18 protein-coding genes and 2 tRNA genes are annotated in these 26864 nt (G+C 48.6%); 11 read left to right on the forward strand and 9 right to left on the reverse strand.

Translation table 11 applies throughout. The features are described 5' to 3' along the window. Nucleotides 1-52 precede the first annotated feature (52 nt). The 6 genes from frhA to T502_RS00950 all read left to right on the forward strand — a co-directional run bounded on the left by frhA (nt 53) and on the right by T502_RS00950 (nt 5814). Nucleotides 53-1423: a coenzyme F420 hydrogenase subunit alpha gene (gene frhA, locus T502_RS00925; protein WP_042705215.1), complete on the forward strand. Its 1371-nt coding sequence runs from the start codon at nt 53-55 to the stop codon at nt 1421-1423. A gap of 10 nt (nt 1424-1433) precedes the next feature. Next, nucleotides 1434-1967, forward strand: a complete 534-nt coding sequence (gene frhD / locus T502_RS00930; RefSeq protein WP_042705216.1) for a coenzyme F420-reducing hydrogenase, FrhD protein — start codon at nt 1434-1436, stop codon at nt 1965-1967. A gap of 142 nt (nt 1968-2109) precedes the next feature. Beyond that, nucleotides 2110-2883: a coenzyme F420 hydrogenase subunit gamma gene (gene frhG, locus T502_RS00935; protein ID WP_211248133.1), complete on the forward strand. Its 774-nt coding sequence runs from the start codon at nt 2110-2112 to the stop codon at nt 2881-2883. Between the two features lies 1 nt (nt 2884). Then, complete coding sequence (gene frhB / locus T502_RS00940) at nt 2885-3748, forward strand: coenzyme F420 hydrogenase subunit beta (RefSeq protein WP_042705218.1); 864 nt, start codon at nt 2885-2887, stop codon at nt 3746-3748. 348 nt (nt 3749-4096) lie between these two features. Then, nucleotides 4097-4699 carry a hypothetical protein gene (locus T502_RS00945; RefSeq protein ID WP_042705219.1) on the forward strand — a complete coding sequence of 201 codons (603 nt, stop codon included), beginning with the start codon at nt 4097-4099 and terminating at the stop codon, nt 4697-4699. A 2-nt stretch (nt 4700-4701) separates the two neighbouring features. Beyond that, entirely contained in the window at nt 4702-5814 is a 1113-nt protein-coding gene (locus T502_RS00950; protein WP_042705220.1) for a sensor histidine kinase, read from the forward strand. Between the two features lie 120 nt (nt 5815-5934). Here the strand turns inward: T502_RS00950 and T502_RS00955 are convergent, their stop codons facing one another. After that, nucleotides 5935-6480 (reverse strand): DUF2124 family protein, encoded by a 546-nt coding sequence (locus T502_RS00955; RefSeq protein WP_042705221.1) that lies wholly within the window; start codon nt 6478-6480, stop codon nt 5935-5937. Between the two features lie 247 nt (nt 6481-6727). On the opposite strand from T502_RS00955, the gene T502_RS00960 reads away from it, so the two are divergent. After that, nucleotides 6728-8209 (forward strand): glutamine synthetase family protein, encoded by a 1482-nt coding sequence (locus T502_RS00960; RefSeq protein WP_245597722.1) that lies wholly within the window; start codon nt 6728-6730, stop codon nt 8207-8209. Between the two features lie 279 nt (nt 8210-8488). Here T502_RS00960 and T502_RS00965 read toward each other — a convergent pair whose 3' ends face one another. From T502_RS00965 to T502_RS00980, 4 genes are all read right to left on the reverse strand, one after another. After that, nucleotides 8489-9922, reverse strand: coding sequence for a PEGA domain-containing protein (locus T502_RS00965; RefSeq protein ID WP_042705223.1), 1434 nt, complete (start codon nt 9920-9922; stop codon nt 8489-8491). Between the two features lie 100 nt (nt 9923-10022). Then, nucleotides 10023-12932, reverse strand: coding sequence for an MEMAR_RS02690 family S-layer glycoprotein (locus T502_RS00970; RefSeq protein WP_084172921.1), 2910 nt, complete (start codon nt 12930-12932; stop codon nt 10023-10025). Nucleotides 12933-13147: 215 nt separating this feature from the next. Then, on the reverse strand, nt 13148-16024 hold the full coding sequence (locus T502_RS00975) for an MEMAR_RS02690 family S-layer glycoprotein (protein WP_169736966.1): 2877 nt from the start codon (nt 16022-16024) through the stop codon (nt 13148-13150). A 256-nt stretch (nt 16025-16280) separates the two neighbouring features. Then, a complete protein-coding gene (locus tag T502_RS00980) occupies nt 16281-19145 on the reverse strand; it encodes an MEMAR_RS02690 family S-layer glycoprotein (protein ID WP_042705224.1) in 2865 nt (954 codons plus the stop codon). Between the two features lie 590 nt (nt 19146-19735). On the opposite strand from T502_RS00980, the gene T502_RS00985 reads away from it, so the two are divergent. Further along, nucleotides 19736-19808 (forward strand) — tRNA-Gln (locus tag T502_RS00985). A 122-nt stretch (nt 19809-19930) separates the two neighbouring features. Here T502_RS00985 and T502_RS00990 read toward each other — a convergent pair. The 4 genes from T502_RS00990 to T502_RS01005 form a co-directional block, all read right to left on the reverse strand. Continuing rightward, nucleotides 19931-20635 carry a DUF1614 domain-containing protein gene (locus T502_RS00990; RefSeq protein ID WP_042705225.1) on the reverse strand — a complete coding sequence of 235 codons (705 nt, stop codon included), beginning with the start codon at nt 20633-20635 and terminating at the stop codon, nt 19931-19933. A gap of 139 nt (nt 20636-20774) precedes the next feature. Further along, a complete protein-coding gene (locus tag T502_RS00995) occupies nt 20775-21377 on the reverse strand; it encodes a fibrillarin-like rRNA/tRNA 2'-O-methyltransferase (protein WP_042705226.1) in 603 nt (200 codons plus the stop codon). Next, the gene (locus tag T502_RS01000; RefSeq protein ID WP_084172925.1) at nt 21374-22471 is read right to left on the reverse strand and encodes a hypothetical protein; all 1098 of its coding nucleotides are present in this window, start codon (nt 22469-22471) and stop codon (nt 21374-21376) included. The genes T502_RS00995 and T502_RS01000 overlap by 4 nt, the downstream gene beginning before the upstream one ends. Nucleotides 22472-22553: 82 nt before the next feature. Beyond that, nucleotides 22554-23870 carry a tripartite tricarboxylate transporter permease gene (locus T502_RS01005; RefSeq protein ID WP_245597724.1) on the reverse strand — a complete coding sequence of 439 codons (1317 nt, stop codon included), beginning with the start codon at nt 23868-23870 and terminating at the stop codon, nt 22554-22556. A gap of 90 nt (nt 23871-23960) precedes the next feature. Between T502_RS01005 and T502_RS01010 the strand changes: the two genes are divergently transcribed. The 3 genes from T502_RS01010 to T502_RS01020 all read left to right on the forward strand — a co-directional run bounded on the left by T502_RS01010 (nt 23961) and on the right by T502_RS01020 (nt 26844). Beyond that, nucleotides 23961-24647, forward strand: coding sequence for a uroporphyrinogen-III synthase (locus T502_RS01010; RefSeq protein WP_042705439.1), 687 nt, complete (start codon nt 23961-23963; stop codon nt 24645-24647). Nucleotides 24648-24697: 50 nt separating this feature from the next. Then, complete coding sequence (locus T502_RS08705; RefSeq protein WP_245597725.1) at nt 24698-26659, forward strand: RNA-guided pseudouridylation complex pseudouridine synthase subunit Cbf5; 1962 nt, start codon at nt 24698-24700, stop codon at nt 26657-26659. A gap of 98 nt (nt 26660-26757) precedes the next feature. Continuing rightward, nucleotides 26758-26844, forward strand: a tRNA-Ser gene (locus T502_RS01020). The last annotated feature ends 20 nt before the right edge of the window (nt 26845-26864 follow it).

Below are 26864 nucleotides of genomic sequence, written 5' to 3' on the forward strand. Positions count from 1 at the left end.
TTACACCAAAGTACAGACATCTGAACAAAAATATTTAAATGAGGCGATTAATTTGTCGAAAGTTGTAGAGATTTCCCCAACCACAAGACATGAGGGTCACACGAAACTTGTCCTTAAAGTAAACGATGAGGGCATAATCGAACGTGGAGACTGGCTCAGTATTACACCTGTCAGGGGTATCGAGAAACTCGCAGTTGGAAAGACAATGCACCAGGCACCCAAGATCTCATCGCGTGTCTGTGGAATCTGTCCGGTTGCACACACCCTTGCCGGTATCGAGGCAATGGAAGGTTCAATCGGCTGTGAAATTCCGGATGATGCATACCTTCTGCGTATAATCCTGCAGTGTGCAAACAAACTGCACAGTATTGCACTGCATAACATCCTTTCACTTCCGGATATGTATTTACCGGGAACTGATATTCACATCAACCCGTTCTCGAAGGAAGAACCAGTACGCTCAGTTGCATTGCGTATCCAGAGACTCCGTGAGATCGGACAGACCATCGGCGAGATTGCCGGCGGTGAACCTATTCACCCGAGCAACCCCCGTATCGGCGGTATGTACAAGAATATCTCCCCGCGTGCAAAATCCAAGATCTATGACCTCGCAAAAGAGGGATCCGAGCTTGCACGTGCACACATGGACTTCATGATCTCCGTCTTCAAGGACTGGGACAACCGCAGCACGGCATCCGTTGCCAGCAGCTACGAAGTCGAGAAGAACGACAAATTCGGTTTCCACGACCAGGGTTACATGGCTGTAGACCCGCTCTACGCAAGCACAAACCTTGATGCGGACCCCAAGTGGTTCCCCGAGCGCTGGACCGAAGTCAGACCGTGGGACTGGTACATGGGACAGCAGGACATCACACTTGATGACCCCAACTACCCGAACAAGGCAACAACACCCGCGGGTGCAAAAGCATGGCCGCAGATGGAAGCCTGTACGGCTGTTCCTCTCTATGACGGAGCACCTGTAGAGGTCGGTCCGCGTGCACGTCTTGCAATCTTCCGTAACTATGACAGAAAAGGCGCAATGGGACTCCAGATCGCCCGTCAGATGGAATATCCGGACTGCCTATACGCAATGATGGATGCAGTTGACGCACTCAACACATCAGGACCTGTCGTAGCGGATGAGATCCCGCAGGGTGACGGTTCACTCGGATGGGCAGCAAACGAAGCTCCGCGCGGAACAGATGTACACCTTGCAAAGGTCAAAGACGGACGTGTTCAGTGGTATTCACTTCTTGTGCCGACCACATGGAACTTCCCGACAGTCAGCCGTGCACTCGAAGGAGCGCCATGGCAGCTTGCAGAGGTCATTGTTCGTGCCTACGACCCATGTGTATCATGCGCAACACACATGATGGTGGTCGATGAAGAGAAGAAGGTAGTGGCCCAGAAGCTTGTTCAGTGAGTGAGTGTTGATGTCTGACTGGTATGCGGAGAACATGATTATCGGATGCGGCAACCCGCTCCAGACCGATGACGGATTCGGTCCCGCAGTCATTGCGGAACTGAAGAAGCTCGATCTCCCCGATAACGTAAAAGTTCTGGACGCCGGTCTTGCAGGTCCGCACTTTCTCTTTACCATGATTGCACAGTCGGAAATGCCTGTGAAAAAGATGGTAATCGTAGATATAATGGACTTCGGCGGAGAACCCGGAGAGATTACCCGTGCAACACCCGACATTCTGATGCCGGGCGCATATACGGATCCTCATTCATGGGGACTCAAGGAGCCTTTGCAGGAGATAGCACAGAAAACCGATGTGGTTATCTTCGGATGCCAGCCGCAAAGCATTGACATATCCCAGATCGACAACGAGTCGGAAGACGCGGAGTTCTGGGTCACTGAAAGCGTAAGAAAGGCCATTCCGAAGGCAATGCAGTTAGCACTTGCCGAAGTAGGGGTGGATTATGGGACTGCTATCACGTCTCAAAAAGATCTTCACGGGTGATCAGGAAGCTGAAGCAAAAGCAGCTCCCGAGAAGAGAAGCGAGCCCGCTGCAAGCAAAACGGCAGCCGCAAAGCCTGCTTCAAAACCCGAAGATGTGAAGGTTAATCGAATACAGGATGCAAAAATAAAGGAGGATAAGCCTGTGGTAGAAAAAATTACCGTTGGACACGTTCATATGTCCGGATGTACCGGATGTCTTGTATCTCTTGCAGATAACTACGAGGGATTATTCAAGATTCTGGATGACTACGCTGACCTTGTCTACTGTCTTACACTTGCAGATGTAAGGCACATCCCAGAGATGGATGTAGCACTGGTAGAAGGTTCGGTCTGTCTCCAGGATGAGTGTTCCGTTAGAGAAATTAAAGAAACCAGAGAGAAATCGAAAGTTGTCGTTGCTCTCGGTGGATGTGCAGCATATGGAAACATCACAAGATTCAGCCGCGGCGGTCAGTGGAACCAGCCCCAGCATGAGTCATTCGTACCTATCGGTGACCTGATTGACGTAGATCTTTATCTGCCGTCATGTCCGCCGGGCGCGGAAGCAATCAGAAATGTCTGTTTAATGGCATATCTGCTTCTCAGAGGCGACGAGTCACAGAAGGCCCTTGCGGCAGCTTACTTAAAGCCGCTCATGGAACTTCCGAAACGCGGAACCGAAGCCTGCGGCTGCGACTTAATGGTCGATGTCATCAACCAGGGTCTCTGTATGGGATGCGGAACATGTGCAGCAGCATGTCCTGTCCGTGCAGTATCAATGCAGGCAGGTAAGCCGAACGTTGACCGCGAGATGTGTATCAAATGCGGTGCATGTTATGTACAGTGCCCGAGGAGCTTCTACAGCTTCGACGTCGTAGGACAGTTCGAATCAATCAGCGAGCTCATCGCAACTGTAATGGGCAAAGGAGGTCAGTAAAATGGTTCTCGGAAATTACAAGACAGCAGTCTGTGCACGTGCTGCGGATGCAGACATTCTCAAGTGCTCACAGGACGGAGGAGTCGTAACCGAACTCTTCACATATGCGCTCGAGAACGGTGTCATCGACGGAGCAATCGTTGCGGGACCCGGAGACGCACCATTCAAGCCGGAGCCGATTGTCGCAACAACAAAAGCCGAGCTTCTTGCAGCACGCGGTACAAGATACACAATCAGCCCGAACATGAGCCTTATCAAAGAGGCAACCCGTTCATACGGTCTTGACAAAGTCGGTATCGTCGGCACTCCGTGTCAGATGCAGGCGCTCAGAAAGGCACAGCTCTACCCGATTGGTATGAGAAAAGTACCTGACAAAATTGCGCTTGCAATCGGTATCTTCTGTATGGAGAACTTCCCGTACCAGGGTCTTGAGGCAATCGTCGAAGACCACTGCAATACCAAGATGGAAAGTGCCGTCAAGATGGATATCGGAAAGGGTAAATTCACAGTGTACACCGAACGCGGAGCAGTCACACAGATTCCGCTCGGAGCAACACACAAATATGAACAGCCCGGATGCCACGTATGTCTGGATTACGTAGCAAACATGGCTGATGTCTCAACAGGTTCAGTAGGAACCCCTGACGGATGGAGCACGGTCTTCGTCCGCACAAAGAAGGGAGAAGATGTCTGGTCAAAGGCAGTAGCGGCAGGCTACTTCGAGACCAAGGACATCGCAAGCGTTAAACCCGGACTTGACCTTGTCACGAAACTTGCAACCGGCAAGATCGACAGGAACAAGAAGACACTCGAGGAACGTGCAAAGATGGGTGTCGGCAAGGGTCTTCGCAACCCCTACATCTAAATTTTTTTTCGTTTTTTCGATTTTTTTCGCTTTTTTCATTTTCTTCCCGTTTTTTCGTTTCGCAATTCGTAAGTGCGGTTCAAAATCGCAATCGCGGGAATGCCGGACCGAAATGTTATTATCGGCAAAATATTTTTGAAAAAAATGACAATTTTTGTCAAGATCATGCATGATTAACTTTATTTAGAAACACTTCTAATGATCCATTATCAAAAAGTGCCAACCGACAAACGATCCTTTTGACTATCCGATCATTCAACCATGATCCTTTCAGAATATTCAATCCGCCCGTTTACCGGTCGCACTTAATCAAAGCATAATCTTTGTGGTCTTAATTCAGGTGAACTGATGAAAGTTGAGATGACTGCGGAAGCGGCTGAGAAGGCTAAAGAGATTCTGAATATCTGTATGAAACGTCCCGAGCATGTGCTCGGCATAATCAGTTCCGGGGTTTCAATCAAGGTCGCCGGCGTCAACATATACACCGTAAAAGAGATTGTGGAATCTCCGAAGAAAGAATTTGAAGAGAGTTCAGCCACTATCGGGCTGAGTTTCACGGGAGATCTTGCGGGTATAATAGCCGTTTCTTTTCCGATGGAGAGCGCCGCCAAACTCGTAATGGCTATCAGCGGCGAAAATGCGGGAACACCCGAACTTGACAGGCTCAGGATTGCGACCTTAAGAGAGGTCGGCGGCATTGTCATCAGCGGCATCATGGGCTCAATCGGTAATGTCCTGGACAGTCATATGGATTATACGGTTCCGTCCTATGAGAAAGGTTCGATAGCATCGCTCCTTAACCTCGGCGACAGGATGATGGACTCTCTTGTCCTTATTGCGAACGTCTCTTTTACGCTGCACGATTTAAACGTTGAGAGCAATATCCTGATGGTCCTTGAAGAGGAACAACTGAAACTGCTGCTCGACAAAATAAAGGGGATTCTGTCTTGATTATGGCGAACGACAACTTCTTTAAGATTACCGAACTCTTTCCGGTCGGCATCTGCGTTATCGACGGCACCAATCGGATTGCGTTCTGGAACAGACTCATAAGCGAGTGGACGGGTAAAACGAGCGATGAGGTCTCGGGAAAGATACTCTGCGAAGTATTCCCGCACCTTTCCGGATCGTCCTTTGAGGAGCGCATAAAAGAGATCTTTACGGGCGCACCGCCGGCGATATTCTCGTCGCAGCTGCACGGCGCCATTATACCGACATATCTCCCGTCGGGCGAACCGCGCATTCAGACGACAACGGTGCTTCCGCTTCGCATAGAGGATGAGATATACGCCGTCATCGTCGTCGAGGACTGTACCGAGCTCAAACGTGAGGTTACCGCCTACAGGAGAATGAAGGACAGCGCGATTCTGGCATTAAACGACAAAATCAACGCGGAAAAAGAGGTCGTCCGTGCCAACGAGGAGTCAAATCTCTACCTCGGCATCATGTCTCACGACCTCAAGAACACCAACGCCATTATCATGAGCTATGCACTTAAGATGGCGGAATTCGATAACCCGGAAGTGGTTAATTACGCCAAGAAGATAATGATGGCGTCAACGGGAATCAATGACATCATAAGAAATGTCTCCGTAGTACGAAAGATGAGTCATGAATCGCAGGGCCTCAGACCGTTCCCGCTTAAAATGGTCATCAAGGACGCGGCAAGAAACTTTGAAGGGCTTAAGTATGAGATAATCGGCGATGACGTGCGCATATTCTGCGATGACCTTATCTCCGAGTTGTTCGTAAATATCTTCTCAAACTGCGTCAATCACGCGGGCATTGCCTCAAAGATTCACATCACCATAGGCGAGAAAAACGACAAAGGATATGTCCGTGTCTCGGTTGCGGATGAGGGACCCGGCATCTCGGAAGAGCGTAAGGCGGATATCTTCGCCAAATTCACCAAGAAAGTCAGGGAAGAGAGCGGAGATGAAGGAACGGGACTTTACATCGTTAAGGTGCTCATGACACGCTATAACGGCAATGTTTCGATTGAAGACGCATACCCCGACGCCATAAGAAAAGGTCTTAAGATATGCCTTGATTTCAAAACGGCATAATTTAAGACCATTATAAGTATTTTAAAACATATTCAGACCGTAAAATAAAAAATATCAAATTGATTAAATCTGTTTCAATAAAATCTGTTTCATTAAATCTGTTTCATTAGATCTGTTTCATTAAATCTGTTTTTTGAGCACTCGTACGGGGCTTATGGTTGCGTCGATGAGCAGGTCGAAATCCAGTGCATCCGCCCAGCCCTCTTTCTCGAGGAATCCCATAAAGCAGACGCCGACACGTTTGCAATCATACTTCGAGATTACTTTAAGCGCATCGGCGACGGGGATGCCGGTCGACTTCATCGAAAGCCCGCCCATTATCACGGCAACCGCGGCATCGAGTTTTATGGGTTCGCATGCGCCGCATGACCCGTCTGCACCGCCTGCACCGTCCGACCCGCAGGTTTTGCGTGAGACCGTCTGCATGCCGATATCCTCTACCAGTTCGAGATACACCGCTTTTTCTTCGCTGAGGAAGGGCACGAAGATAAATCTGCACGGCAGTGTTCTTGCCGCATATGCCAGCAGTTCGACTATGGGAAGGCATGTGCCGCTGCATCCGTAAAAGACAACCTGACTGCCGGCGGGCAGTTTGAGGTCCTCGAGATATTTCTTGAACGGGCGCAACAGTCCCGTTATTCCGTCCAGTCTTTCAATCTCCTGCATGAAAACTGATTGGCGCCGCCGCATTAAAAGATTTACTCAACGCCACAGTGATTTGCACAAGATAATTTACACGGATATCATGTGCGCTTTTTCCGACCGCGGTGCCGGAAAAACCGAGTAACGCCGTGAAAAAACCGCGGTCGGTCCCGCTTTTTTATAAGTATTGATGAATAAAATCGACACTTAACAGCGAATATATACGGTAAACCGCATACATATTAGATGAATGAATGACTCTGAAATTTTGATGAATCCAAACGATCTGGTACAGTTCCTTAAGAAAGATCCCAAAGACTTCACCAAGGACGATATTATCAGATTCTGTGAAGAGAATAAGATTGAAATGGTCAACTTCCGCTACGTTGCCGCGGACGGCAGACTCAAGACCCTTAACTTTGTTCTCTCTTCAAAGGAGTATCTGGACACTATTCTCTCGGACGGCGAAAGAGTAGACGGCAGCAGTCTCTTCCCGTTCATCGAGGCAGGAAGCTCCGACCTTTACGTAATTCCGCGCTATTCCACGGCTTTCATGGACCCGTTCGCGGAAGTGCCGACACTCGACATACTCTGTTCTTTCTACGACAACACCGGTAAGCCGCTGGCGTCGTCGCCGGAGTATATCCTCAGGCAGGCGGCAATCGCATTCAAGAGAGAGACCGGCATGGACTACAAGTGCCTCGGCGAACTTGAATACTATGTAATCAGCGACGTTGACGAGATCTACCCCGGTGTCGACCAGAAAGGTTACCACGAATCCGCACCCTACTGCAAGTTTGCGGAGATGAGAACCCAGGCTCTCCTCATGGTTGCGCGTGCCGGCGGTAAGATCAAATACGGTCACTCCGAAGTCGGTTGTTTCACAAAGGACGGCAAATACTACGAACAGCACGAGATCGAGTTCCTCCCCTGCGACCCGATTCTCGCGGTCGAACAGCTCATCATCGCAAAATGGGTCCTCAGAATGCTCGGCAGCCAGTACGGCGTCGAAGTCTCATTTGCGCCGAAGATAACTGTCGGCAAGGCAGGTTCGGGCATGCACTTCCACATGCTTGCCGAGAAGAACGGCAGAAACGTGATGGTAAAGGACGGCAAGCTCTCGGACACCGCAAAGAAGATGATCGCGGGTATCCTCGACATCGGCGATGCGATTACCGCATTCGGCAACCCGATTCCGACATCCTACTTAAGACTCGTTCCGCATCAGGAAGCGCCGACCTACATCTGCTGGGGCGACAGAAACCGCTCGGTAGTTGTCCGCGTTCCGCTCGGATGGACAGGCTCGACCGATATGGCAATCGAAGCCAACTTCGGTCTTAAGAGAAGAGTCGAGAAGGCATCGAAGCAGACCTTCGAATACCGTGTTGCAGACGGCGCCGCGGACGTATACGAGACGGTCGCTTCGCTTATCATCGGCGCAATGCACGGTCTTTCAATGCCCAATGCGCTCGAGATGGCAGACAAACTCTATGCCTCCGGCAACATCTTCGACAAGGAATATGCCTCGTTCTTAAAGAAACTCAGACAGCTTCCGACCTCATGCAGCGAGTCCGCGGATGTTCTCTTAAAGAACCGCAAGCTCTTCGAGAAGGACGGAATCTTCCCGCCCGGCGTCATCGATGCCCAGGCTAAAAAGTTAAAGGCATTCAAGGACGCGGGTCTCTCCGACAAGCTCCTCGGCAACGAAAAAGAGTTCGCAAAGCTTGTTCAGAAGTATATCCACATCGGATAAACGGATAGACAAATAAACAAAACATCGGGTGCACGGTGCCGACGGTCTTCAACGCTGTTGCATCATGCGATAATAACTCGATTCAATAATTTTTCCGGTTTTTTATTTTTAGTGTCATGAAGTATTTTTATCAATAATTCCGGCAAAAATTCCTGTTAAAAAAGTAATTGATTATTTGGATTTTACTTGGATTTTACTCGGATTTATTTGTATTCGACATAATACACAGTTATTCGGCATGATGCCGTGGATATCGTTCCGATACAGACATTATGCCGGTTACAGCCCGCCGTCGTCGCGTCTGCGCGGGGCTCTTCTCTGACCGCCCTGTCCGCCGCGACCGAAACCGCCGCTCCTGTTCATGACGACGTATGCAACCACGGCAATCACGGCAATGACCGCAATGACGCCGACAATCGTCATAAGCGTGGAGTCTTTCTCGATGATGAACGTAATATTCATCTCGGTGCATCCCAGCGGCACCTGACGCATGTCGGAATAGTCCTTATAGTCCTTCGCTTTTACCGTAAAGGCATAATCCTCGTTTGTTATAAGTTCGGTCGAAAGTTTTCCCGTCGCATCCGTGACACCGAGAACCTTGCCGTTCGCGGTTACGGTCGCATCCCCGACCAGATTATTGTCCTTGTCGATGACGAGAATCGATATCTTCGCCGACGAATACGCAAGTTCGACGATTATGTTGTCGGTCGTCGGGTTTACATCGATGTTCGCCTTATAATCGTTGTATCCCGCTTTTCTGACGAGGATCTCATGGTTTCCGGATGAGAGCTGTTTTACGCCGCTTCTGCCGTATGAATCGGTAAGTCCCGTAAGACTGCCGTCAATGTAAATCTCGGCCTCGCCGAGCGGGCGTTTCTGCGCATCATATACGGATACGGTTACGGGATTCAGCGACTTGTAGAGTGTCGCGGTATAGATAATCTCGTCGCTGGAGAAGTAATGGTTCTCCTCAAACGGCTCGTAATTGGTTTTCTTCACGGCAATCTGATATGACTTCTCATGCTCGAGATTGAGATTTACCTTGCCGTCACTTCCCGTCTCGCCCGCGAGTTTGCCGTCAATGTAGAGCTCGGCGCCCGCAAGAGGTGCTTTCGAAGTGCTTTCGCCGTCAAGTATCTGGAATATGACCAGATCGTTTCTCTGCATGAGGTAATCGACGCTCTTCGATGCATCCGACATCTCGACCGTCTTAACAATCGTCTCGTAGTTCGTCAGCTTTACCGTGACGACATACGGGGTGTAAAAAGAGACTGCAAATTCCGCTTTGCCGTTAAAGTCCGTGGATTTGCGCGCATCCAAATCAATGCCGACTACCTCCACAATCGCGTTCTCGAGAGGCTCGAGAGTGTCTGATTGCAGGACGTTAACGGTGAGCGATCCCTTTTCGCGCGTCAATTCGACTTTGACGGTTGTCTGACCCGGGGTTACCTGATTGCTCCAGTATTCATAGCCGTTCTTCTTGACGCCGATACGATAACTTGAGATAAAGGAATGCGTATGCTCAAGCTGTCCGTCAACGTTTGTTAATCCCACATAGCTTCCGTCCACATATACCGATGCCCCGGATACCGGCTGATTGTTGTTTTCGTCAACGACGGTGATTAATACGGTCGTTGTCGTAGCCGAAACCGTGCCGACCGTAAGGATTAATCCGAGTATCAGTATGAACGCCGAAATTATACGTTTATACATGAATTACTTTTCTTTTCATAGCTTTTATAATATTCTGATTGAATGGGGGGTTGTCTTAAAAAAAGTGTGCAAAAAATATGAAATAAATCCGGAAAAATACTCACCGGATATGTTTTCCGATTACAAAAGCCAAAGCCCCCGCTGCACCAAGCCCGATTAATGCAATCAGTGCTCCGAATCCGGGCGCAGTCGTTGCCGCCGGAGCGGATGCGGTTGCAGGTGTACCTGTAGGTGATGAGGCAGGTACGCTTGTCGAACCTGCTGCAGGTGCCGCCGCCGGTGTTCCCGCAAGTATGTTGAATGTGGTTGTTGTCGTAACATCGGCTTCGATTGCTTCGACGTTTACGATGTATTCGTCCGTTTTGAAGGTCGATGCATCGACATCGAGCGCCCATTCGTTATAGGTCGAGCCTTCGTTAACCTTTACGGTCGAAGAAACGCCCGAGAACTCACCGCTCTGTGTCTTCTGTGTCGGCTGGAAAGATGATGATGTAACTTCGACGATAAGAGTGTCGCCTACTGCGAGGTTTGTCGTACCGGTAATCTTGAAAAGGTCACCGATGTAGTGGTCGCCTACGGAGTTAACTCTGATCCATGGCTCTTCAACAAGGAAGGTCAGCTTTGTGTAAGTATCGTCAACGTTCGCCGAGTTGATTGCCGTGATTAAAGCTTCCGCGGCATCCGAGCCCTGAAGTTTGCCGTTACCTGCGACGATAAACGCAACTCCGTTTACATCCTCGGCGCCCTTAGGATTCGTGATTACCTGTATGGTCTTTGCATCCTCGTTCTTCTGAGACTTTACATCGAAAACGCCGTTGTACATAGGGTGCTGGACAACCACAAAGTACTGACCAGATGCAAGATCCTTTGTATCGGCTGAACCGAGTTCATACTCGAATGACCCGTCATCGTTCACGGTCTCGGTTACCATTGATGACTCCATAAGATTGGTCTTTTCGCCGTTCCAGTAATTCTTTCCGAGAATCCAGACGGCAACACCCTGTGTCGGCTGACCTTCGGCGGTTCCGCGGATGTAGAGTTTGTCACCTTTTGCGACCGTGGATGACGATGTCGTTGCCGTAACAAACGGCTTCTTGATTACGACGGAAACGGTATCGTATTTGACGTCCGAAAGCGTCTTGTTAATGCCGCTCTTTAAAGCGAAATCGGATGTCGCATAGATTGTGTATGTGCCGGCGTCAAGGATTGAACCAGAGGTATCCCACTTGTATTCCCAGGTATCATCGGTCTTGACAGTTACTCTTGTATTATCCTTCGAAGTCGGATTTGTCTTGGGTGCGTCGAGTTTGCCGCCGGCAACCGGCAGGTTGGGTCCCGTGATGAAGAGATATACGTCATCCGAGTCCGTGTTTGTACCCGAGAGCGTTACCTCTTCACCCAGGTAGTATGAACCGTCGCCGGATGCCGAGACCGTGACCGCTCCCTTTTCGACCTTTACCTTTACGGTATCATATAGTTGCATATCAAGCTCATAATATTCTTCGGGACTGAGAGGTTCATCCAGATATTTTATCCTCTGTGCACGGATAGTGAACGAAGTGTCTTTTGTATTCTCATTGGTCATTATGCCGATGTTTATGCTGCCGTCAGCGGCGAGTTTTGCAACGACGGCATAATTGCCGGTGAAATCACCTTCCTCCGTCACTCCTTCTGGCAGATCATCCGCTATATTCGTGTGGGAGGGCTTATATTCCGTTCTTTCCGCCTGCAAATAACTCATCGGAGTAACATCCTCCTGATCCTTAATGAATGCGGGCACCTCTTTATAGTTATAGCCGCTTACACCCGTAAACCAGACCGCGTAAAGTGCTCTCGGAGTGCCGTCTACTCTAACCGAGAATCCGTTATTACGGATAACGGTCGCTTTGTCCGACGTTATCTTTACGGTTTCCCTGTCTACCGTGACCTTTACGGTATTGGAAACAGTCTGTCCCGTAATCTCGCCGAGGTTATCCTCCATGCCGTTGACGTTGATCTCGGCATAGAACTGATATTCGCCCGTAAGTATTTTATGCCCGAGGACTTTGTCATTATCAACAATACGTCCCGCACTCCAGACGGGGGTTGCGTTATTTACCCAGAAATCGGAACGATTCACCTTAATGGCCTGAAGATTTACATTCGTAAAGTTACCGTCGTTTGGATTAGGAACCACTATCATCGACTTAAGTTTTGCTTCGTCGGGAGTTATTGCATAAACTTCGATGCCTATATCGTCATAATTCGGAACTGGTCTCCGGTATACAAAGTCCAAAGATTCATCATCTATTGTGCCATCATCATAATACGTATAGCCATACGTGACATTCAGAATATTACGATACTTTCCTATTTCAGTGCCTGTGATATTAAAAAACTCTGTCCTATAATAATCTCCACCATCAGACCGCTTAGCAAGTAAATTATAAAAAGTATTCTCCTCCTGGTCGTTTTCTCCGCGTAAAAAGAGCGGCGCAAAAGTACTTTCAATCTTAAGCATTACCGGATCATCGGCGATGACTTTCTTGCCGTCAATCGAAGTTGTTCCGTCACCCCGGTAGCTGTTTATTTTTAAAGAAGGCTTCTCAACATAGAATGCCAATTCGGCAAGACCGCCGGTTGCATTATATGAATACCATGGACCCGTATAGTCTGCGAATCTTGCCGAATCAAAATAGAAATGGTATATTTCTATAGGCGCGATAGTAATTACTTTTCCGGGAGTGTCCGTTCCGACTCTTGAACCCGGCGCATACCATGCGATGGTTCGTGTTTTATTGAGAGTCTCGTAAATATTCAAATTGGACTCTCCGATAAAGACTGTATCCCCGGGAAAAATACCGGTTGAATACGGATTGTCAATTACACCCGACCCTCCGGGTATGGGTTGATCGTAGTATCTGACCGTGATATATGTCACATAATCCGTCGCCTGAACGGCGGAGACTGTCAAAAATAGGGCAATCAATACGAGAGATAACCGAACTATGATGATATTATTATGTGTCATTTTCGTCTTTTCGGGTTTGGTTTTATTGACGGCATCCTCATTGAATGACAGTACAAATGCAGGGTAGCCGTCTCATGCAGTTTACTTCAGTACAGGCATGTTACTAATTTAGATAGATATATTTAGCGTATATGAGTAATAGTTCTTCGCAGATTTTCGCCACCATAACCCTTATGATCATGAATGCCTTAAAAAGGGAAATCACAGATCTTTTCTTACGGATCTTTTCCGATTACAAAAGCCAAAGCCCCCGCTGCCACAAGCCCGATTAATGCAATCAGTGCTCCGAATCCGGGCGCTGTCGTTGCCGCCGGAGTCGGCACGGTCGTCTTGGCGGGTGAGGCTGACGGAGTTTCGGATGCGGAATCGCTCTCCGACTCGTCTGCCGATTCATCGGCGGATTCATCTTCGGTTTCGTTTACAGATTCGTCTGCACGTTCGTTTTCCTGTTCGTTTTCAGGCTCGTTTACCTGCGGGGTTACGGGCGTTCCTTCATGGACGTTAAACACCGTGGTTTCTTTGATATCCGCATCCACGGATTCGACGGTAAATATATACTCATCCGGCTTGAAAGTCGAAGCATCGACATTGAGTGCCCATTCATTGTATTCCGAACCCTCGGTAATGGCTATCACTGAAGAAATGCCCGTAAACTCGCCGCTCTGTGTCTTATCGGTCGGCTTGAAGGACAGAGATGTAATTTCCGCAATAAGACTGTCGGCGATCGCAAGGTTGGTCGTGCCCGTAATTTGGAATTTGTCGCCGACGTAATGATCGGCGATTGAATTAATCCTTATCCACGGCTCTTCGACGATGAAGCTGAGCTTGGTATAGGTATCGTCGATATTCGCCGAATTTATCGAGGAAATCAGGGCATTCGCGGCATCGGAACCCTGAAGTTTGCCGGCGCCGGCGATTATAAACGCAATGCCGTTCGCATCCTTCGCTCCATAGGGATTTGTGATGACATCAACGGCGTTTTCATCTTCGTTGACCTCGACCATGACATCGAACTCCTCATTATACATGGGATGCTGGACAACAACGAAGTACTGACCCGAGGCAAGGTCGCTTGTGACCCCCGAACCGATCTCGTATTTGAACTCGCCTTCACTGTTCACGCCCTCGGTTACCATCGCCGAACTCCCAATCTCTTCCTTCTCGCCGTTCCAGTAGTTCTTTCCGAGAATCCAGATGGCGACACCCTTTGAAGGCATTCCTTCCGCCTTTCCGTTGATGAAGAGTTTGTCACCCTTTGCCACCGTGGCGGCGGAGGTTGTTGCCGTAACGAAGGGTTTTCTTAGCAGGATGCTCATACTGTCGTATTCCACATCAGAAAGCGTGTGTTCGGTGCCGCTCTTAAGCGCAAATCCCGATGTTGCATAGATTGTGTATGTTCCCGCATCAAGAACCGAACCGAGTGAGGTCTCCCACAGATACTTCCATGTGTCATCGGTATTGACGGTAATCCTCAGACTGTCGCTTTCATTCTGCGGACTTACCTTAGGATTGTCGAGTTTACCCCCGGCAACGGGCAGGTTGGGTCCGGTGATAAAGAGATAGACGTAATCGGAGTCCGTATTCGTACCCGAGATTGTTATGTCGTCGCCAAGGTAGTATGAACCGTCGCCTTTTGCCGAGATGACTACGGCTCCCTTCTCCACAGTTACCTTTACGTAATCGTAGAGCTGATCGTCAAGTTTGTAACCGCTCGGGTCATCTTTCGAATAGGGATTGCGCAGATTCGGAATTCTCTGAGCGCGGACGGTAAAAATCGTCTCCTTTGTATTCTCATCCGTCATCAGACCAAGGTTAATAGTGCCGTCTTCCGCTGTTTTGGCAACGACTGCATAATTGCCCGTGTAATCGTGCTCACCCGCTTCATACACGTCGCCAGGCAAATCGGAAGCAATATCTTTCGACATATAAGTAGTGTTAACTGCCTGAGCATAGGTCATCGCGGTAACATCGTTCTGATCCCTCATGAATGCGGGCACTTTTTTATGATCGTACCCTCTTACGCCCGTGATCCAGACGGCATAGAGTCCTTTGGGAGTACCGTCGAGAGTCACCGAGAAATCATTATTACGGGTTATGACTGCTTTCTCCGCCTTGATTGTAATATCTTCCTTCTCGACATTAACCGTTTCAACGAATGAAACTGTCTCCCCCTCTATTTCACCGAGGTTATCCTTGATGCCGTTTACGTTAATGTCGGCATAAAACTGATATTCCCCGGTAATAATCTTATGACCGATAACATTGTCGTTATCGACGACACGTCCCGCACTCCAGACAGGATGATCGTAATTAATCATATAATCGGTGCGATCGGGATGCCAATTTTGGAGAGATGCCACATTATAGTCGGGGCTGAATATATCGGGAACTACAATCAAGGATGAAAGTTTCGCTTTGTTCGGCGCAACCGCATATACGTTGACACCCGGCATTGAATCTGAAAGGGTTACGGTAATATTATCCGGATGCTCATCCGCTGCTTCAAAAGCTTCGGAATATGCAATGCCATAGTATATACCCGGAACAGATAAATTTGTATAATTTACGGCACCGCTGGTATTGATTGCAAAGAAATCAAAGACACCGTATGGCTTATTTGCATCGGTAGAAGCACGCTCAAAGAGTCTCTCGAACGGACTTTCAATTTTAATCATTAACGATTCATCGGCAACAACTTTATAGTCGCCGATAGGATAGGTTTCATTCTCCTTATAAAGACTTATGGATAATGAAGGCTGTTCCACATAGAATGCCAATTCGGTATTGGCGGAATCAGTGGAATTATAAGCATACCACGGACCTGTATAGCCCTCAAATGTTGCCAAATCCACATAATAATTTTTTATTTCCGCAGGTGTGAGCGGGACTACTTTTTCGGGTTCATCCGTATGGACATTTGAACCTTCGAAAAAATATGCTATCTCAGTCTCCAAACCGAGAGCCGCGGATACATTCAACCCGGATTCGCCGATAAATATAGTATCTCCGGGATAGATATTTACTGCGAGTTTATTTCCCGTGTCGTATGCCTGAACGATTCCGACTGTAAAGAATATTCCTATAAATACCAAAACCGGAATCATACGAATGTGCATAAAATACTATTCTCCTTATTGGCTTTATAATATTCTGATTGATTATAAAATTGCTTCGCAGGATTATGCCGTAAATGTGAATAAAATATCTGCTGTAACAATAGAATCCAAAAAACACTTAAACACGCGTAAATCCACAATTTAATCAAATTTAACACGTGATAACAATGATAAAACAGTCGTAACTAATCAGATAAATTTACAAAAAAAAGTTTTGAATTTAGGGATTAATTTAATCCTTTCTGATGATCAGAGCAGCTACTGCTCCAAGACCGATGAGTGCAACAAGTGCTCCGAATCCGGGTGAAGCTGTTGCTGCCGGGGTCGGTGCGGTTGTGGGTGCACTGGTCGGTGCTGAGGTAGGTGCTGAGGTCGGTGCACTGGTAGGTGCAACGGTTGCTGATCCAGTCAGGATGTTGAATGTTGTGGTTGTTGTGCATTCTGCTTCAATTGCTTCGACGTTTACGATGTACTCGTCTGCCTTGAAGGTTGATGCGTCAACATCGAGTGCCCACTCATTGTATGATGAACCTTCGTTAACCTTTACTGTTGAAGATACACCGGAGAACTCTCCGCTCTGTGTCTTCTGGGTTGGCTGGAAGGATGAAGATGTAACTTCTACAATGAGGTTGTCACCGATTGCAAGGTTGGTTGTACCTGTGATCTTGAACTGGTCACCGATGTAGTGGTCGCCTACGGAGTTAACTCTGATCCATGGCTCTTCAACCAGGAATGTGAGCTTGGTGTAGGTATCATCAATGTTTGCGGAGTTGATTGCCTGGATTAAAGCTTCAGCGGCATCTGAGCCCTGGAGTTTATCAGCAGCACCTGCGATGATGAATGCCTGACCATTTACAGTCGCTGTCTGAGTTCCCTTCGGGTTTGTGATTACCTGTACGGTATCGTCTCCACTGTTGTACTTGGTCTTAACATCAAATTCACCGTTGTACATCGGGTGCTGGACAACTACGAAGTACTGTCCTGATGCAAGGTCTTTTGTCTTAGAAGTACCGAACTCGTACTCGAATGAACCGTCATCGTTTACATTCTCAGTAACCATGTAGGAGCGTTCATATTTTCCGCCCTCAAGTCTTTCACCGTTCCAGTAGTTCTTTCCAAGGATCCAGATAGCGACACCCTGTGTCGGGTTACCTTCTGCAGTTCCGCGGATGAAGAGTTTGTCACCCTTTGCAACTGTGGATGCCGAGGTTGTTGCCGTAACGAATGGCTTCTTGATTACTACTGAGACTGTGTCATACTCTACATCAGAGAGTGTCTTTTCAGTACCGCTCTTTAATGCAAAGTCAGAGGTTGCATAGACTGTATATGTACCTGCATCAAGGACTGAACCTGATGTATCCCACTTGTATTCCCAAGTGTCGTCTGTCTTTACAGTAACTACCTGACTCTGAGACGCATATTTCGGACTGAACTTCGGGTTATCGAGTCTGGCACCCGCAACCGGAAGGTTAGGTCCTGTGATGAAGAGATAGACATCATCTGAATCGGTGTTTGTACCCGAGAGGGTTACTTCTTCACCAAGGTAGTATGAACCGTCACCGGACGCTGTGATAGTAACAGCACCTTTCTCAATCTTTACCTTTACTGTGTCGTAAAGCTGATCGTTAAGATATAATTTTTTATCAGTAGGTGTAGATCCGGAATAGATTCTTTCTGCACGGATTGTGAAAGATGTATCCTTAGTTTCCTCATTTGTGATCAGACCAAGGTTAATTGTACCTGCTGCATTGAGTTGTGCAATAACTGCATAGTTACCGGTGTAGTCGTAATTACTATCAACCGTATCATTTACAAACGCATTCTCAGGTATATCAGAAGAGATCCTTCCTCCAGATGCCTTATACTCTGAATAGTATGCCTGTGTATGATTCATTGGATAAACATCCTGCTGGTTCTTTACAAATGCAGGCACTTCCTTGTAATCATAACCGTGTGTGCCGGAAATCCAAACAGCATAGTATGCTTTTGGAGTACCGTCGACTTTAACCGAGAATCCATTGTTACGGATAACTGTCGATTTGTCAGAGGTAATTGTTACAGTCTCCTTGTCGATTGTAACTGTTGCAGTGTTGGAAAGTGTCTTTCCGGTGATCTCACCGAGGTTATCTTTCATGCCGTTTACGTTGATATCAGCATAGAATTTGAATTCACCGGTAAGTAACTTGTAGCCGAGCTGTTCTTCAACATCAACAACTTCACCTGCACTCCAGACAGGATAGATAATCATTGCATCGTAAGAAGGAACATATTCGGTTTCCTCGAAGTTGTGAACCATATAATCGGAAACATCCGGGTGCTGAGCTCTCAAGGATGTTGTACCAAAGTAAAGGTTAATTAATGCATTAAGCTTGGCGTTGTTAGGCGCAATTGCATAGAAGTTGACACCAGGTACACTATCGCTGAGCGTTACTGTAAGGTTCTTTTTAACATCTTCAGTAGCACTTGCATAGAAATCCATTGTCGATGTGTAGTTCCTACCAATGGTCGTACCAGGGACACTCAGATTATCGCAACGTGTTCCGTTCTTATACTGTGAGTAGAAATTAAACGTTTCACGGTTGCGTAAGAGGTTATTCTCAGTGGTTGCACGCTGGAAGAGTGTTGAAAATGTACTTTCAATCTTAAGGTTTACATTTTCATCAGCGATGGCTTTCTTGCCGTCAAGCGACGTTGTACCATCCTCTCTGTAGACACCTACTTTTAATGAAGGCTGTTCAACATAGAATGCAAGTACCGTATTTGTTCCGTTAGTTGCATTGTATGAATACCACGGACCAAGGTAATTTGAGAAAGTTCCCTGATCGACATAGAAATTATAAACACCCTGAGGTGTGAGTGTCACAACTTTTGCAGGTGTGTCTTCCTTAACTTTTGAACCTGCTGCAAACCATGCAATGGCATTGCCATTTGTTGCATTGAGAGCATAGGTTATGTCCAAACCGGACTCTCCAATGAATACTGTATCTCCTGCAGTAATGTTAGTTGCAAACGGATTCGCAGCAGCAACTGGTGCAACTGCAAAGATTGCAAGAACAACAAGGGATAACAGTGCTATTCCTAATTTTTTGCTTGTCATTTAAACCTCCTTAATTTACGAGTTAAGGTTCTCATATAGACACATCGCATCTGATTCGTCATTTGACGAATGCCAATACGCTATGCCCCATACTCCGAACGACGGAATATACAGGAATATTTGTAGACCCCTTAATATATCCTTTGTGGTCACAGGTGCGGATCGCAGGTGTAAATATCGCAGACATCTGCGAATATCGCTAAAAGAGTTGCACAACCGCATGATATTTCGGTGTGAGTGTGACATGCCAGCATGTGATGATAAAATTGGCGGTCGGAGGGTATCATGTTATCGACAATCACAAAAGCGGTATATATACTGCACCGCATGAGTGCTTTACCGGGTACGCATATGCCGACACACCACGCATCAACCGGGCATCCGCATAAATAATTAGATGCGGGCAATGTTGCATACATGCATTAATTCCATATATCCAATAATATTGTCCATTATCGGCAAATATACGCAAATCAAAGAAATTCTTTCACAAAAATTACTGCACGAAATCCGAAAAAACAGTTACATTAATTAGTCAAAAGAGACTATATGTTAATGCTTCCTGTAAAGGCTAACAGGTCGCAATTAATAGTCCGGTAGTGTAGCGGTCAATCATGTGAGACTCTGGATCTTGCGACAGCAGTTCGAATCTGCTCCGGACTATTCTCCTGTTTTGAGATTTTTGAAAAATGACATACAATTTACAGTATCTCTATATTCAACACCGATTTTGAAAATATAGTCCTTTCATTTTTGAAAGAATTTAAAAGGGTTTTAATAGTTTCTCACGCCAGAAACGCCGCAATGATGCCGCTCAGGAAAATCGCATCGAAAGTCCCCGCACCGCCTACTGATGCAACGGGAGCGCCGGCATTGGCGAGATTCTTAAGATTCATTATATCCGCACCTATGAGAGTGCCGATTGTGCCGCTTATGTATGCGACCGCGACCGCGGTAAACGGATCGCCGCCGGCGAGCACAATGCCGCAGATAAGCGCGCATAACGGCGGTATAAGGAAACCCGTCGCAATTCCGAGCCCCGCAATCGGCTTTGAGGTCTTGAAGACAACGGCGGCGACTATTGCCGTTCCGATAAGGCAGCGGAGATAAAGTCCCGCAGGGTCGGCAAACGTCAATGCGCTGAGCAGGATGTAAAGCGATACGAAAACGGGGATGACACAGCCGCCCACGTTAACGGCGATAACCGTCTCGTTGGAAAACTCGGGCACTCTGTAGAGCCTATCCATGAGCCTGCCGTGCTCAACGCGGACGAACTGCTGCTCGGATCTTACCTTCGTTAACGGAATATTGATGAAACTGCCGACGATCATGCCGATTATGAGCGCGATAATCCAGATAATATTGAAACCGAGTTTTGAGAGAGCACTTCCTATCAGACCCAGAAAGAGCAGTGGAATAAGGAAGATTGCCGCCGCTATCAGAAATAAAAGAAGGATTACCGATACCGGACTGAAGAAATACCGAACCATGTTAGAACCTCTTTTTATGCAGAATCTCGTTGCATGCAGTCGTTATGTGAATTATTCTATATCTAATCTAAATTTAATCTAAATTTAATCTAAATATGATCTAAATTAAATATAGTCTTTTTTGAGCCGCTTCGGGCTGTTACGGCTTGCGGCAGACTATACATGCGTGATCGTGATGATACGGTTCAAGGCGGCATGTATCCTCGACAATGAGACCGCCGTCCTCAAGCGTCTTTATCGTATCCTCAAAGATTACCTTCGGATCCGCCGTTACGTCCACACTGCGGGCTTTAAGCATGAGGATCACGACGCCGCCCTTCTTCAGAAACGGCAGATTCACGAGAGCAATCTCCGCCTGATTGGGCTGTGCGACATCCTGATATATCATCCCGACTTCTTCGACAAACGGCGCGTATTCACGCGGATTTGCGGCGTCCGCCATTATGGGAATGATATTCTTCCTGCGCCGCGAAACCTCGATGAGATCCTGCATCGGTCGCGGTGCGAACTCAACGGCATATACCGTTTTTACGTAATCGGCGAAATGAGATACGGTAGTTCCGTTGGCTGCGCCGAGATAGAGAACCCGCAGATCTTCGTCCAGATCGGTCTCGGGCTTTATCATCGCAAGTGCCGCAAACTTGCTGCGATACGGATCCCAGACGCGAAGACCTTTCATCATCTTCTCGCCGTAAACGCCGCCGGAGCCCTTAGAAAGCAGAACTCCGTCAATTCGTATCATTCGGCAGACCTCCTTTTATCGTTCTTCTTTTTACCCTCATCTTTACCGTTAACTCTCCCCTCAGTTTTCACGTCATTTTTACCGCCAGCATTGCCGTTAACTTTGCCGCCGGCTTTACCGCTCTCTTTGCCTTCATCTTTGCTCCCGTCCTCACCCGCGGCAAAGACATAATCTATACGTTCCTGTGCTTTCTCTATGAATTCGGGCGCAATCTCGCCGCGATAATAGTCGAGTCTTGCGGCTATCGCCAGCTTGCCGCCGAGGACACGCGAGACCTTTCCGCGAACGCCGGTTCCCGCATTATGTATTCTGCGGTGCTGAAAGATTATTCCGTGCTTCGGCGACGGCGTATTGCCGCGAAGATGCGTGAATAAAGCGCTCTCCGCGCCCAGAACCTGAACCGCGGATGCAGGCATCATCGCCATCCGCGACAGGCTTCCCGCACGCGATATGAGTCTTGCGGCAACGAGACCGCCGACCAGCGCACTGCAATTCGGAGCGATGATGTCCGCCCTGTCGGAAATCTCACGCATAAGGCGCGTTCTCTCAATCGAGAGCCTGTCAATCTCGTAACCGAGCCTGCCGAGAGAGTTCTTCTCGCGCCGCATGATATCGACCATCTTTTTGGCGCTGACCGACTTGTATTTCCGCGAAAATTTAGGGTTTTGAACGATATACCACTCGGTAGCGCGTTCGATAAGGCGATTGATGACATTGTCCATCTCGTCGAGAACACGCACCATCTGGACGAGCTCGATATCCCCTTTGGTGTAGTAGAGCTTTATCTTTGACTCCGCAAGCGCGATTGTCGTAAGACGAAGTGTCTCAAAATATTCGGCTTCGTCCTTAAAACCGGCGGCATCATCGTTATTTCCGTTATTTACGTTATTTACGTTATTTCCATTATTGCCGCTATCGCCCGCAATCGCATCCGCAACCCTTAGCGGAACAAAATCCGCCATATCGGACTCGATATTACGACAGCGTTCCGCATAATCCTCGGGTCCGCTCTTCCCGGGGATTTTTACACGGCGGGGCGTGCCTTCGCCGTTGTCGCCGATTTCAACGTCGCCGAACCAATACTGCATCTGCATATGTATGGGTTTGTCCCGAGGAATGATTAAATGCATACTTGAAAATGGATGCTTGGATAATGCATGCTTGGATAATGCATACTTAGAGAATGCCGAACGAGAACAGAATTACGGGAATCATCACCGCACCTATGCAGGGAACTCTCCTTATATCGATAATTTGAGTCAGACTGCCGACAACGGTCGCCAGAATCAGTATGAACAGCCCGAATATGCCCGTAAATAGCAAGGTAACCGCGGTCATGAAGATTATCACCGAAATTCCGAGACTGCGGACATTGATGTTCGAAAAGAGTCTGCCCGCCTTCGATAATCCGATTGTGAGTAGATATCCGAATATTGCCGCGATTACGGCGGCGAGAATGACGAAGGTCATTTCGGGCAGTTCCTTCAGGTGCGAAAACGCCGCCATAACGCCGTTTCTCATCCGCATTATCGCATAAAAGGCGCCGATTGATATGAACGCATTCGCCGTGTTCGCCGCACTTGCGGCTATGATATATCCGCGGCTGCCGTCTGGCCCGCCGTTATTCTCCGGCAATGCGGACACTGTCGACCCCGATTCATCGGAATGCGGCTCCTCAAACATGACAAAGGACGCGATAACAGCGTTTGCCGAGGCATTCGAGAGCCCGGGCAGCCATCCGACGACACTGCCGGCAAAAGTCCCGATAAGACCGCATTTAAGGATATTTCTCCTTTCGACATGAAGTCCGTCGAAGGTCTGCGGCGGCATGCTTCCCTTTTTCGAGAATATCAGGACGGAAATGCCGAAAAGACCCGTTAAAAGCGGCATGAGAACCGATGCCGATGACGGGCTTATAAGGTCTGTCAGCGGGACACAAAGCCACGAATACTCAAAGGCAAATACGCCGAGGATTCCCGAAAGACAGAAGACCGCAAATGACCATTCCGGCGATTCCGACCAGACTATGAGAACTCCCGCCACTATTATCAGAATTATGCCGCTCCACCAGTCAATCATGTCCTGAACGGCGGGCAGAACAAGCAGGAATACCGAGAGGATTGCAAGCCCGAATACGGTTCCGTATGCACTTCCGATTGCCGAGAGGCGCACAGCCTCTTCGCCGTGACCCAGCAGACAAAGCCTGTGCGCAGGCAGGACGGAAAGCGCCGTATCCGCGTCGGGAACGCCGAAAAAGGTTCCGGGAACGATATCCAGAAAAGTGTGGACAATAAGGACAGCCACCATGCAGACGGCAAGTCCCGTCTCCCCGTATACCGCAAAAATACCCGTTCCCGCCGATAAAATGAGTCCTGCCGCGGTATTCGAGTGAATCCCGGGGATGAGCCCGCTTATCGTGCCCAGAATTACGCCGATGAAGAGCGGGATTATCACCGGAATTGCGGCGGATATCATATTTCCGGATATTGTCATCACGGAATATAGATATTTTGAAATGCGCCGGCAAAATTGCCGGCGCCAATCAGCGGCAATATTATCATCAGATCGCGCAAATTGAAATTAATGTTAATTGCCATAACCCGCCTCAAGGAAAAGTCCGGAAAGGACAACGAAATGTGCAGGAAATACGGTCACGAGTGCCGGACCGTATCTCCCATGAAAGCCGAACTCTACCCCGAAAATATCCGCAATTTCGTTGCCAAAGCCAATTCCGGAGCCTTCGACTGCATATTTTTCACGAGCGCACTTCCGGCGCAGTCAATAACGCCGCTTCTGGACGATACGGGACGAAAAGCGCGTCTCGTAGCAATCGGACCGCAGACGGCAAAGACCGTAAAGAGCTTCGGCGTCGAATGCGAGACGCTTACGTCGTTCTACTCAAACGACTTCACCTCGTATCTGGGGGACTGGATTAAAGGCAAAAATATCGGCATTCCGCGTGCCGATGTCCCCAATCCGAGCCTTATGGAAGGAATAAAGAACGCGGGCGGCGTTGTCTTCGAGACACCGATATATGCACTCATCCCGTCAAAAGAACCGCTTGACTTATCTGGATGCGATGTGATACTGTTTACCAGCGCCAACTCATTTACGTATTCGGTCTGGGACAGAACAAAACCGATTATTGCCGCCGCTATCGGCGAGGTAACCGCCAAAAGGATGAGAGATGACGGGATTACGCCGTCTGTTGTCGGCGACGGTTCGCTTGAGGGGACGTTAAAGGCGCTTAACGGCGTATACGGCAATTAAGACGCAATTTAATGCAATTAAGACAGGCTTTGAGAGACAGAGAGAATACGATGGAAATGCCGGACGATGCTATGAACGGGGCTGAAGGGAACGAAGAAAACCGTGGCTTAAACGGCTTAAGCCCGCAGGTTCAAAAACTCTTGAACTGCGGCATTATCGCGGTGGACAAACCGCAGGGACCCTCAAGCCATCAGGTAACGGCGTGGGTAAAGGAGATTTTCGGCGAAAGCGTCGCAAAAATCGGTCACGGCGGCACACTTGACCCCATGGTCTCGGGCGTTCTCATCATAATGCTCGGTCGGGCAGTGCGGCTTGCGCCCGTCATTTTAAAGCACAGAAAAGAGTATATCGCGGTATTAAGGCTTCATGCCGACGTTACCCCCGAAGCCGTAAGGAAGGTTGCCGAAGAGATGACCGGCCGCGTCTATCAGAGACCGCCGCGAAGGAGTGCGGTCCGAAGACAGCTCAGAATCCGCACAATCCACGAGATTGAGGTCCTTGACTGTGCCGACCGCCTCGTTCTGCTCCGGATTGACTGCGAGGCGGGAACTTACATAAGGTCGCTATGCACCCATATTGCGCTTGCTTTGGGCGTCGGCGGTCAGATGGAGGAGTTAAGGCGGACGAAGTCGGGCGCGGTTACGGACGCGGACGTTCACACTTTGCAGGAGATTAAAGATGCCTTTGTCTTTGCGCAGAACGGCAATTCTGAGCCGTTATTATCGATGCTTCTGCCCGTGGAACGCCTTACCGAGCAGATTCCGACCGTGAAGATCCGCGATACCGCCGTCGAAGCGCTCTGCTGCGGCGCTTCCCTCGCAGGAACGGGAGTTATATCCCGCGAAAATTACAAACGCGATGCTCTGGTCGCGGTTATGACAGAAAAGGACGAACTGGTCTGTATAGGAAGAGCAATCAAATCATCCGAGGAGTATAAGCCCGGCGATACGGGCATTGTCCTCAATTTGGAGGCAGTGATTATGGAAAGAGGAAATTACGAAAAGGGCTGGACAAAGAAAGAGTATTCCGGACCCAAGGTTATTAAGCCGAATTTTAAGAGAGACGAACAGAAAAAAGGCAAATTCAATAAGAGCAGGAACGATGCCGACGGCGGTCGCGGATACCGCGAGAGAAACCGCGATAACGAACGCGGATACAATAAACGCGGCTTTGATGACCGTGATTATGACGAACGCGGATTTGGCGACCGCGGCTACGAGAGGCGCAAATCGGGCAAACACGGCTTCGACGGGCGCGATTACGACGACGACAGTTATGGCGGACGCGAACACGGTTACGGAAGGCACGATTACGGTAAAAAGCGCCGTTTCGACGACGATGAGGATTTCGGCGGCAGAAGAGAAAAATACAGGGAATACGACAGCCGAAACAGTCGCGACGGCGGAAAAAGGGATACCGGACGCGACAGGCACGATAATCGCGGCAGAAATGACTATGACACCGATTTCTCCGGGCGAAAAGAACGCAGATCCGGAAAACCGCAGTACGATCGCAGGTCATCCGACGACGAGGTCCCGACCGGCCGCGTCCTTTCTAAAGCCGCGGCGTATAAACCGCGAAAAGCCTACGAAACGGGCAAAAAGAGCTATGCTTCCGAGCTTCTCGACCGCCAGTATAAAAGGGAGATTATCCGCGGCACTACCGCCGAGGGCATAGATGCCAGCGAGTATTCGCTCTCCGAGGACTTCGTGTCCAACAAAAACCGCCGCGAGAGCGGAGATTACACCCATTCGGGACATGGGGGGCATGCGGGGCATTTCGGACATTCCGCAAACGGCGATCAAAAACGCCGCAACTCACAGGATCGCGGTTACGACGGCGGAAGACGCGAAAGAGAAGACAGAGGTGATAAGGGAGAGAAAAGAGGATATCGCCGCGATAATTCGAGGGATTCTGAGCCGTGGTTCTCCAATCCGAATACGCCGAGGGTCAACAACAGAAACGGCTACAAACTGCGCAAATCGGGAAAGAATAAGCCCCGACACGAGTAGCGCCGTTAAACACAACTCATTTTTTTGCACCGTACCGGGTGCATTAAATGGATAGAATTAATAAATTCACCGTGCAATAATTAAGAGCACGGTTTTATGCTGAGGTAGTCTAGACCGGTAGGGCGCGGGCCTGGAAAGCCCGTGGGACCTAATGTCCCTCGGGAGTTCAAATCTCCCCCTCAGCGCTTTTCAAATTATGATTCGC

This window comes from Methanomicrobium mobile BP (assembly GCF_000711215.1).
Lineage (GTDB): Archaea > Halobacteriota > Methanomicrobia > Methanomicrobiales > Methanomicrobiaceae > Methanomicrobium > Methanomicrobium mobile.

Coding starts and splice junctions, on each gene's coding strand:
- T502_RS00995 (WP_042705226.1), bottom strand. CDS start 21,377: ATGATACGAATTGACGGAGTTCTGCTTTCTAAGGGCTCCGGCGGCGTT.
- T502_RS00980 (WP_042705224.1), bottom strand. CDS start 19,145: ATGACAAGCAAAAAATTAGGAATAGCACTGTTATCCCTTGTTGTTCTT.
- T502_RS00955 (WP_042705221.1), bottom strand. CDS start 6,480: ATGCAGGAGATTGAAAGACTGGACGGAATAACGGGACTGTTGCGCCCG.
- T502_RS00990 (WP_042705225.1), bottom strand. CDS start 20,635: ATGGTTCGGTATTTCTTCAGTCCGGTATCGGTAATCCTTCTTTTATTT.
- T502_RS08705 (WP_245597725.1), top strand. CDS start 24,698: ATGGAAATGCCGGACGATGCTATGAACGGGGCTGAAGGGAACGAAGAA.
- T502_RS00960 (WP_245597722.1), top strand. CDS start 6,728: ATGAATCCAAACGATCTGGTACAGTTCCTTAAGAAAGATCCCAAAGAC.
- T502_RS00950 (WP_042705220.1), top strand. CDS start 4,702: ATGGCGAACGACAACTTCTTTAAGATTACCGAACTCTTTCCGGTCGGC.
- T502_RS01010 (WP_042705439.1), top strand. CDS start 23,961: ATGTTAATTGCCATAACCCGCCTCAAGGAAAAGTCCGGAAAGGACAAC.
- T502_RS01000 (WP_084172925.1), bottom strand. CDS start 22,471: ATGCAGATGCAGTATTGGTTCGGCGACGTTGAAATCGGCGACAACGGC.
- T502_RS00945 (WP_042705219.1), top strand. CDS start 4,097: ATGAAAGTTGAGATGACTGCGGAAGCGGCTGAGAAGGCTAAAGAGATT.
- T502_RS01005 (WP_245597724.1), bottom strand. CDS start 23,870: ATGACAATATCCGGAAATATGATATCCGCCGCAATTCCGGTGATAATC.
- frhD (WP_042705216.1), top strand. CDS start 1,434: ATGTCTGACTGGTATGCGGAGAACATGATTATCGGATGCGGCAACCCG.
- T502_RS00965 (WP_042705223.1), bottom strand. CDS start 9,922: ATGTATAAACGTATAATTTCGGCGTTCATACTGATACTCGGATTAATC.
- T502_RS00970 (WP_084172921.1), bottom strand. CDS start 12,932: ATGACACATAATAATATCATCATAGTTCGGTTATCTCTCGTATTGATT.
- frhB (WP_042705218.1), top strand. CDS start 2,885: ATGGTTCTCGGAAATTACAAGACAGCAGTCTGTGCACGTGCTGCGGAT.